We start from the raw sequence: 9,758 nt of genomic DNA, 5'->3' as shown, positions 1-9,758 counted from the left end.
GGGGCTGAAGCCGAGCCGCGGGCACAGCCGCCGCGCCACCTTGGCGCCGGCGATCGAGTGGTCCTCGGGCCGGCCCTTGGCGACATCGTGCAGGAGCGTTGCGATGTAGATCACCGCGCGGTGCTCGGGTCTCGTTTTGCGCATGAGGTCGCTGGCCAGCGCAAACTCCTCGATGCCGCCGCGCTCGATGTCCTGCAGGAAGCCGATGCAGCGGATCAGGTGCTCGTCGACGGTGTAGTGATGATACATGTTGAACTGCATCATCGACACGATCTTGCCAAAGGCGCGGATGAAATGGCCGAGCACGCCGGTCTCGTTCATCCGGCGCAGTACGGTCTCGGCGTCGTTGGAGGTCAGGATCTCCATGAACAGCCGGTTGGCTTCGGGATTTTCGCGCAGCTGCGCGTTGATCAATCCGAGCGAGCGCGTCACGTCGCGCATCGCATCCGGATGGAAGGCGAGGTTGTTCTTCTGCGCCAGGCGGAAGATGCGGATCAGATTGACCGGATCGTGCTTGAAGACGTCGGGCGCGGCGACGTTGATGCGGTTGTTGTCAACGATGAAGTCGTCGCTGTCGGGGACGCGCCGCTTCACTGCAGTCGGCCGCAGCCGCGCCATCACCCGGCTCAGCACCGGCGCGGGCTTGGCCTGCTGGTCCTCGAGCTTGGCGCAGAGGATGGCGGTGAGGTTGCCGACCTCCTTGGCAACCAGGAAGTAGTGCTTCATGAAGCGCTCGACGTCCTGCATGCCGGGATGCGAGGTGTAGCCGAGCCGCACCGCGATCTCGCGCTGGAGGTCGAAGGAGAGGCGCTCTTCGGCGCGGCCGGAATAGAAATGCAGATTGCAGCGCACCGACCAGAGGAAATCGGCGCAGCGGCGGAAGCTGCGATATTCCTGCGCGTCGAACACGCCGCGCTCGACCAGCTCGTCGGTGTCGCGCACGCGGTAGACGTACTTTGCGATCCAGAACAGCGTATGCAGGTCGCGCAGCGCGCCCTTGCCATCCTTGACGTTCGGCTCGACCAGATAGCGCGACTGGCCGCCGCGGCGATGTCGCTCCTCGCGCTCGGCGAGCTTTGCCGTGACGAATTCGGACGCGGTGCCCTGCACCACTTCCCTGTCGAAGCGCTCGACCAGCTCGTCATAGAGCGGCTGGTCGCCGGTGAGGAAGCGCGTCTCCAGGATCGCGGTACGGATGGTCATGTCGCCGCGCGCCTGGCGGATCGATTCATCGACCGAGCGCGTGGCGTGACCGACCTTCAGCCCCATGTCCCAGAGGCAATAGAGGATGGCTTCGGCGACCTGCTCGCCCCAGGCGGTCTGCTTGTAGGGCAGGATGAAGAGCAGATCGATGTCGGACTCGGGCGCCATCAGGCCGCGGCCATAGCCGCCGGTCGCCACCACCGCCATGCGCTCGGCGCCGCTCGGGATCGGCGAGCGGTAGAGATGGCGGGTCGCGGCCGAATAGAGGATGCGGATGATCTCGTCCTGCACATGGCACAGCCGCTCGGCGCAGCGGCGCCCGTGGCGGTCCTTCAGCAGGATCGCCTGCGCGGCGGCGCGCGCCGCGATCAGCTCGGCCTTGAGCAATTGCGCCATGGCGGTGCGGAACGTGTCCTCGCGTCCCTCGTGCTTCTCGGCAAGCGCATCGACGGCGGCGGTGATCCGCGCGGTGTCGAAGCGATCGTCCAGCTCAGGCTTCTGCTCAGTTGCGACGCTATCCATGTCTCACCGGATATAAGAGGTGACAGGCGCTGTCACCCGTCATTCGCTGGCAATAGTCGTTCCGTGCTGGAAAAGGCCGGCTTCGGGCAAATCTGTTCTCAGCCGGCACGCTTTCAAGGGGCGGATTTTCTCGTTGACCTCTACATATAACTCATTGAAAAACAACGAAGTTTTGGAGGAGGCCGGGCATGACCAGACTTACACGACGCATTCTGCTGGCGGGAGCTGTGGCGCTCGCAATCACCCCCGCGGCTCGCGCCGCCGATCCGCTCAAGGAAATCCGCATCGACTGGGCGACCTACAATCCGGTGTCGCTGGTGCTGAAGCAGAAGGGGCTGCTGGAGAAGGAGTTCGCCAAGGACGGTATCACCATCACGTGGGTGCAGTCGGCCGGGTCCAACAAGGCGCTCGAATTCCTCAACGCCGGCTCGATCGATTTCGGCTCGACTGCGGGCTCGGCGGCGCTGGTGGCCAAGATCAACGGCAACCCGATCAAGTCGATCTACGTCTATTCGCGCCCCGAATGGACCGCGCTGGTGACGGGCAAGGACTCCGGGATCGCGAGCGTTGCCGACCTGAAGGGCAAGCGCGTCGCGGTGACGCGCGGCACTGATCCGCACATCTTCCTGGTGCGCGCGCTGCTGGGTGCCGGCCTGACTGAAAAGGACATCACGCCGGTGCTGCTCCAGCACGCCGACGGCAAGACCGCGCTGATCCGTGGCGATGTCGATGCCTGGGCAGGGCTAGATCCGATGATGGCGCAGGCCGAGGTCGAGGAAGGCGCCAAACTGTTCTATCGCAAGGCCGATGCCAACACCTGGGGTATCCTCAATGTGCGCGAGCAGTTTCTGAAGGACTATCCGGACGCCGCCCGCCGCGTGCTCGCGGTTTATGAAGAGGCTCGCAGATATTCGCTGGCCAACTACGACGAACTGAAGAAGACCTTCATCGCGGTCACCAAGCTTCCCGAGGCGGTCGTGGACAAGCAGCTCAAGGAGCGCACCGAGCTCACCCACAGCCGTATCGGCGCGCCGCAGCGCGAGTCGATCCTGGCCGCCGGCCTCGCGCTGCAACAGGCTGGCGTGGTCGATGCCAAGGTCGACGTGAAGGCGACGCTCGATGCCCTGATCGACGACCAGGTCCCGCTGCCGACGAATTAGTTCGGCCAGCGCGCAAACTCCCATTGTCGTCCCGGCGAGGGCCGGGACCATAATCCCAGAGAGTAGTTTGGGGCGAAGACGGTCACTCCCAGTCCCCGTAACCACGTCTCCCTGTGGTTATGGGTCCCGGCCTTCGCCGGGACGACAGCGGTAGGGGCGGCGATAGTAGTGTTGCATTCCACAACCAGACGCGCTTCCTACCGGCCATGATCTCCGACGCGCCAGTTCTGCAACAAACTTCGGAACCAGCCGAAAGCACCGCCGCACCGTCGCGGTTGTCGCGTTATGCCCGGCCGGTGCTGGGGCTGCTGCTGCCGGTCACGCTCGCGCTCGGCTGGGAGCTCGTGGTCTGGTCCGGCTGGTCGAGCGGCCGGCTGGTGCCGCCGCCCTCGCGTGTCTTCGCCACCATCACCGGGCTCGGCCGCTCGGGCGAGCTGGTTCGCCATATCGCCGCGACGCTGTGGCGGGTCTCGCTCGGCTTTGCCGTCGGCGTGGTCGCGGGCACGCTGCTGGGCGCGATCTCCGGGTACTGGTCGCTGGCGCGGCGGCTGCTCGATCCGACCGTGCAGGCGCTGCGCGCGATCCCGTCGCTGGCGTGGGTGCCGCTGTTCATCCTCTGGCTCGGCATCTTCGAGACTTCGAAGATCGCGCTGATCGCGGTTGGCGTGTTCTTTCCAGTGTATCTCGGCGTAATGGGCGCGATCCTCTCGGTCGATCGCAAGATCGTCGAGGTCGGCCGCACCTTCCGTCTCTCCGGCCCGGCGATGATCCGTCGCATCCTGCTGCCCGCGGTGCTGCCGGCTTACGTCGTGTCCTTGCGCGTCGGCCTGGGTCTCGGCTGGATGTTCGTGGTCGCCGCCGAGCTGATCGGCGCCTCCGAAGGCCTTGGCTATCTCCTGCTCGACGGCCAGCAGCTCGGCAAGCCTGCGCAGATCCTCGCCGCCATCGTCATCTTCGCCATCCTCGGCAAGCTCACCGACTGGCTGATCGAAGTCGCGGCTGCGCCGTTCCTACGCTGGCAGGACGCCTTCTTCCGCGCGAAGGGAGCGTGAGGCGATGCTGGCGCTCGACCGGGTCAGCAAGACCTATCCCAATGGCGTTGAGGCGCTGGCGCGCTTCTCCGCCGAGATCAGGCAGGGCGAGATCATCGCTATCATCGGCGGCTCCGGCTGCGGCAAATCCACATTGCTTCGTGCCATCGCCGGCCTCGACCGCGCCAGCTCCGGCACGGTGACGCTCGATCACGAGGCGATCGCCTCGCCGCACGCCAAGATCGGCATCATCTTCCAGGAGCCGCGGCTGCTGCCTTGGCTCAGCGTCGCCGACAACATCGGCTTCGGCCTCGCCGATCTGCCCGCCACCGAGCGGCGCGCGAAGGTGGCGCGCGCACTCGAGCGCGTCGGGCTTGCCGACAAGGCACAGGCCTGGCCGCGCGAGCTCTCGGGCGGGCAGGCGCAACGCGTCGCGATCGCCCGCGCACTGGTGCCGCAGCCCGAGGTCTTGCTGCTCGACGAGCCGTTCTCTGCGCTCGATGCGTTCACCCGCAGGGATCTGCAGGATCATCTGCTCGATCTCTGGGCCGACACGCGGCCGACCTTGATCCTCGTCACACATGACGTCGACGAGGCCGTGGTGCTGGCCGATCGGGTGCTGGTGATGCGACCGCGGCCGGGCCGGCTGTTCGATCAGATCGAGATCAATCTTGGCCGGCCGCGCGAACGTAATTCGCCGCTGTTCGAGACCTTCAAGCGGAGTGTGCTGACGTCACTCGATCGTTCGCTCGACCGCAACGTGCCCGACCGGGACGCAACCCAGGGTCCCGGTCAGGCCATGTGGTGGTGACAATGTCTCTCCGAGCCGGTACATCGAGGGGCGATTTTTCCGGGAGAGAACGACAATGGACGCCGCCGAACTGCGCCAGATGCAGGCCCCGATCAAGGAGCGCTACAAGGCCGATCCGAAGGCCGCGCTGATCACGTTGAAGGCCAAGGGTTCCACCGACAGCGAAGGGATCGCGTGCAAGGTCGAGACCGGCCGCGCCATCGCGATGGCTGGTCTGCATCCCGCCACCGGCGGCTCGGGCCTCGAGCTCTGCTCCGGCGACATGCTGCTTGAAGCGCTGGTGGCCTGCGCTGGTGTCACGCTGAAATCGGTCGCAACCGCCATCGAGGTGCCGCTCAAGACCGGCAACGTCTATGCCGAGGGCGATCTCGATTTCCGCGGCACGCTCGGGGTCGACAAGGAGACGCCGGTCGGCTTTGCCGAGATCCGCCTCCGCTTCGAGGTCGATACGCCGGCGCCGCAGGACAAGCTCGACCTGCTGCTCAAGCTCACCGAGCGCTATTGCGTGGTCTACCAGACCATCAAGAATGGTCCTAAGGTCTCGGTGTCGATGCAAAGGATGTAGCTCAGATAGCGGTGTCGTCCCGGGGAAAGCCGGGGCGCATAACCGCCGCGGCTTCTGGTTTCCGACGCTGGTAACGACGACCGTCTAACACAGCGAAGCCTGTGGTTATGGGGCCCGGATCTGCGCTTCGCTTGTCCGGGACGACAAACAAGAAATGCCCCTCGACCTCCACTTTCTCCTCTTCCTTCTTCTGCGCATGGCGATCGCGGCTGCGTTCGTGGTGACGGCCTCGATCATCACCGAGCGCTCGGGGCCGGTGATCGGCGCGCTGATCGCGACCTTGCCGGTGTCGGCCGGTCCTTCCTACGTCTTCCTCGCGATCGACCATGACGCCGCCTTCATCGCGCAGGGCGCGCTGGCGAGTCTCCCGGTCAATGCGGCCACGATCTTCATGTGCCTCACCTATGTTGTGCTGTCGCAGCGGCACAATCTCCTGGTGAGTTGCGGAAGCGCTTTCGCGGTGTGGATCGCGATGGCCTCGATCATCCGCCAGTTCGAGTGGTCGCTCACCGCCGGTCTTGCCGCCAATCTGATTGCGTTCGGCATCTGCATTCCGCTACTCGCAGGCTATCGCCATGCGAAAATGCCGCTGGTGACGCGCCGTTGGTACGACGTCCCGATGCGGGCCGCGCTGGTCGCGACCCTCGTCGCCATCGTGGTCTCGACCTCCGGCTGGGTCGGTCCCCGCATCAGCGGCATCATCGCGCTGTATCCGGTGGTGTTCTCCAGCATCATGGTGATCCTGCATCCGCGCATCGGCGGTCCACCAACGGCCGCGGTGCTCGCCAATTCCGCCTGGGGGCTGCTCGGATTCGGCATGGCGATTGCCGTCATGCACGTGGCGGTGGTGCAGTTCGGCTCGGCGGTCGGTTTGACTCTTGCACTCGGCACCTGCGTCACCTGGAATCTGACGCTGTGGGGGATTGGACGACGCGCGATGCACAAGGCGCGGCAGGAGCCGTGAGACTACGGACAATCGCGACATGGCGCCACCCGCTGCCGCTTTCCGACATTTCTATTAGAACTTTGTTCGACCTTTTCCCGTACGAATCGATTTGCATACCCGCTTCCGACACCATCTGCGCGTATTTTGGCGGATCTCTCGTAAAGTGATCGGACCGGCGGGACCCGTTGATGGAAATACGGCATCGTTGCCGCGCAGTCACATCCCCTGGTTCCGACGGGCACGTCCCCATCGGTGTTATTTCGAGATGGAGATTCTTTTGATGTTCGGTCGCAAGTCCTACAGCGATGCACAGGCGCGGCTCGATGCTATTGGCCGCTCGCAGGCCATGATCGAATTCAACCTTGATGGAACGATCATCACGGCCAACAAGAATTTTCTCGATGCCCTCGGCTATCGGCTCGACGAAATCCAAGGCAAGCATCACTCCATGTTCGTGCCGGCCGACCAGCGCGGCACCGCCGAGTACAAGGCGTTCTGGGCCGCACTGAATCGGGGCGAGTATCAGGCGCGCGAGTTCAAGCGAATCGCGAAGGACGGCCACGAGATCTGGATCGAAGCATCCTACAATCCGGTCCTCGACGGCAACGGCAAGGCGGTGATGGTCGCCAAGATCGCGACCGACATCACTGAGAAGAAGATCCGGAGCATGACGGACGCTTCGAAGATCGCTGCCAACAGCCGTGCCCAGGCCGTGATCGAGTTCAAGCTCGACGGCACAATCGTCACCGCCAACGAGAATTTCTGCAAGGCACTCGGCTATTCGCTCGACGAGATCCAGGGCAAGCATCACAGCATATTCGTCGCCCCCGCCGAACGCGATGGCGCCGCCTATCGCGAGTTCTGGGCCAAGCTGAACCGCGGCGAATATCAGGCCGGCGAATTCAAACGTATCGGCAAGGGCGGCCGCGAGGTCTGGATTATCGCTTCCTACAATCCGCTGCTCGACGAGAAAGGCAAGCCTTTCGGCGTCGTCAAATATGCAACGGACATGACGGCGGAAAAGCTGAAGAACGCCGATCTCGCCGGTCAGATCGCGGCGATCGACAAGGCCCAGGCCGTGATCGAGTTCAACATGGACGGCACGATCATCACCGCGAACGCCAACTTCCTCGCCACGCTCGGCTATTCGATGGCCGAGATCAAGGGCCACCATCACAGCATGTTCGTCGAGCCCGCCGAGCGCGACAGCGCCGCATATCGCGAGTTCTGGGCCGCGCTCAATCGCGGCCAGTACCAGGCTGCCGAATACAAGCGCATCGGCAAGGGCGGCAAGGAGGTCTACATCCAGGCCTCCTACAACCCGATCCTCGATCTCAACGGCAAACCGTTCAAGGTCGTGAAATATGCCACCGACACCACGCGGCAGGTGCTGGTCCGCATGGGCAACGAGCGCGTCCGCGGCATGATGGAATCGGTCGCCGCGGGCTCGGAGGAGCTGAACGCCTCGGTGCGGGAGATTTCCGAGGCGATGACCAAATCGCGCGAGACCGCGATGAGCGCGGTGGACCAGGTCGCCGCCGCCGATGCCCAGGCGCAGCGCCTCACGGAGGCCGCGCAGGCGATGAGCGGCATCGTCGAGATGATCAACAACATCACCGGTCAGATCAACCTGCTCGCGCTCAACGCCACGATCGAATCCGCGCGCGCCGGCGAAGCCGGCCGCGGCTTCGCGGTGGTCGCCTCCGAGGTGAAGAGCCTCGCCAACCAGGCCAAGCAGGCGACCGACAAGATCGGCCAGGAGATCGGCAGCCTCAACGGCATCTCCGGCGACGTCGTCAGCGCGCTCGGCTCGATCAAGCAGGCGATCAACAATGTCAGCGAATACGTCACCTCGACCGCTGCCGCCGTCGAGGAACAGAGCACGGTCACGAACGAGATGTCGACCAGCATGCAGCGCGCCGCCGCGGAAGCAGCGGCGATCGCGGCGAGGGCGTAGCCAGGCGCGCGGAAGCGCAGGGTGGGTTAGCACAGCGTAACCCACCACCTCTGTCGCCGGGAAACCAAAGAGGTGGGTTACGCCTTCGGCTAACCCATCCTACGGTTTCGTCAAGCTTTCGGCAGCCTGGCCTTCAGCGCATAGAGCGCATCGAGCGCCTCGCGCGGGGTCATCTCGTCCGGGTGCAACGCCTTCACCGCGTCCATCAGGAGCTCGGCCTCGCTCGGCGGCGCGGCTTCCGCGGCGGCGCGGGAGGGCACGGCGAACAGTGGCAGATCGTCCACCAGCGCGCGCGCGGTCTGACCGCGGTCCTGCGCCTCCAGCTTGGAGAGCACGGATTTCGCGCGCGTGATCACCGCGGGTGGCAGGCCGGCCAGCTTCGCCACCTGGATGCCGTAGGAGCGGTCGGCCGAGCCCGGCAGCACCTCGTGCAGGAACACGACATTGCCCTGCCACTCCTTCACCCGCACCGTCGCATTGAACATGCGCGGCAGTTTTGCCGAGAGCGCGGTCAGCTCGTGATAGTGCGTCGCGAACAGGGTGCGGCAGCGATTGCTCTCGTGCAGATGCTCGATCGCGGCCCAGGCAATCGAGAGGCCGTCGAAGGTCGCGGTGCCGCGGCCGATCTCATCTAAGATGACCAGCGCGCGCTCGCCGGCCTGGTTCAGGATCGCGGCGGTCTCGACCATCTCGACCATGAAGGTGGAGCGGCCGCGGGCGAGATCGTCGGCCGCGCCGACGCGCGAGAACAGGCGGTCGATGATGCCGATGCGTGCGCGCGTCGCCGGCACGAAGCTTCCGATCTGCGCCAGCAGCGCAATCAGTGCGTTTTGGCGCAGGAAGGTCGATTTACCGGCCATGTTCGGGCCTGTGAGCAGCCAGAGCTGGCCTGACTTTTGCGCCGGGGTAGGTGAAAGATCGCAGGCATTGGCGATGAACGGCTCGCCATTGCGCTTCAAGGCCTGCTCGACCACGGGATGGCGGCCGGCCTCGATCGCGAAGGCGAGCGAGGAGTCGACCTCGGGCCGCACATAGTTCTCGTCGATCGCCAGCTTTGCCAGCGAGGTCGCGACATCGAGCAGTGCGAAACCTTGCGCCGCCGCGCGCAGATCGTCGCTGATCTCGAGCGCCTTGGCGCAGAGCCGCTCGAAGATCTCGAGCTCGAGGCCGAGCGCACGGTCGCCGGCATTGGCGATCTTGGCCTCGATCTCGCCGAGCTCGGAGGTGGTAAAGCGCACCTGGCCAGCCAGCGTCTGGCGGTGAATGAAGGTCGCGTTCAGCGGCGACGACATCAGCTTGTCGCCGTGCTGCGCGGTGACCTCGACGAAATAGCCGAGCACGTTGTTGTGGCGGATCTTCAGGCCCTTCACGCCGGTGTCGTCGGCATAGCGGGCCTGCATCGAAGCGACCACCAGGCGCGAGGCGTCGCGCAGGTTTCGCGCTTCATCGAGAGCGGGCTCGTAGCCCTGGCGGACGAAGCCGCCATCGCGCTTGATCAGCGGCAGTTGCTCGTCGAGCGCCGCCGCAAACTCGGCCGCGAGCTCGCGCGATGGCCGCTGCAAC

7 protein-coding genes and 1 pseudogene are annotated in these 9,758 nt (G+C 65.0%); 6 read left to right on the top strand and 2 right to left on the bottom strand.

The window, feature by feature from the left end; translation table 11 throughout:
• Positions 1-1,725 (bottom strand): annotated as a pseudogene (glnD, locus tag A5906_RS43695) ([protein-PII] uridylyltransferase); the annotation flags it as partial.
• A gap of 188 nt (positions 1,726-1,913) precedes the next feature.
• On the opposite strand from glnD, the gene A5906_RS02555 reads away from it, so the two are divergent.
• The 6 genes from A5906_RS02555 (at position 1,914) to A5906_RS02530 (ending at position 8,195) form a co-directional block, all read left to right on the top strand.
• Positions 1,914-2,885, top strand: a complete 972-nt coding sequence (locus A5906_RS02555) for an aliphatic sulfonate ABC transporter substrate-binding protein (RefSeq protein ID WP_080133679.1) — start codon at positions 1,914-1,916, stop codon at positions 2,883-2,885.
• Between the two features lie 206 nt (positions 2,886-3,091).
• Positions 3,092-3,937: an ABC transporter permease gene (locus A5906_RS02550; RefSeq protein WP_080133678.1), complete on the top strand. Its 846-nt coding sequence runs from the start codon at positions 3,092-3,094 to the stop codon at positions 3,935-3,937.
• Between the two features lie 4 nt (positions 3,938-3,941).
• Positions 3,942-4,727: an ABC transporter ATP-binding protein gene (locus A5906_RS02545; RefSeq protein WP_080133677.1), complete on the top strand. Its 786-nt coding sequence runs from the start codon at positions 3,942-3,944 to the stop codon at positions 4,725-4,727.
• A gap of 55 nt (positions 4,728-4,782) precedes the next feature.
• The gene (locus A5906_RS02540) at positions 4,783-5,292 is read left to right on the top strand and encodes an OsmC family protein (RefSeq protein WP_080133676.1); all 510 of its coding nucleotides are present in this window, start codon (positions 4,783-4,785) and stop codon (positions 5,290-5,292) included.
• Between the two features lie 154 nt (positions 5,293-5,446).
• Positions 5,447-6,256, top strand: a complete 810-nt coding sequence (locus tag A5906_RS02535; protein WP_080133675.1) for a hypothetical protein — start codon at positions 5,447-5,449, stop codon at positions 6,254-6,256.
• Between the two features lie 262 nt (positions 6,257-6,518).
• The gene (locus tag A5906_RS02530) at positions 6,519-8,195 is read left to right on the top strand and encodes a methyl-accepting chemotaxis protein (protein ID WP_186465142.1); all 1,677 of its coding nucleotides are present in this window, start codon (positions 6,519-6,521) and stop codon (positions 8,193-8,195) included.
• A gap of 110 nt (positions 8,196-8,305) precedes the next feature.
• Here A5906_RS02530 and mutS read toward each other — a convergent pair.
• Positions 8,306-9,758, bottom strand: a 1,453-nt coding sequence (gene mutS, locus A5906_RS43690) for a DNA mismatch repair protein MutS (RefSeq protein WP_245326561.1), incomplete at its 5' end; no start/stop codon positions are given.

Source organism: Bradyrhizobium sacchari, assembly GCF_002068095.1.
Lineage (GTDB): Bacteria > Pseudomonadota > Alphaproteobacteria > Rhizobiales > Xanthobacteraceae > Bradyrhizobium > Bradyrhizobium sacchari.
Note: the sequence above shows the minus strand (reverse complement) of the source record. Positions and strands in the feature narration are given on the sequence as shown.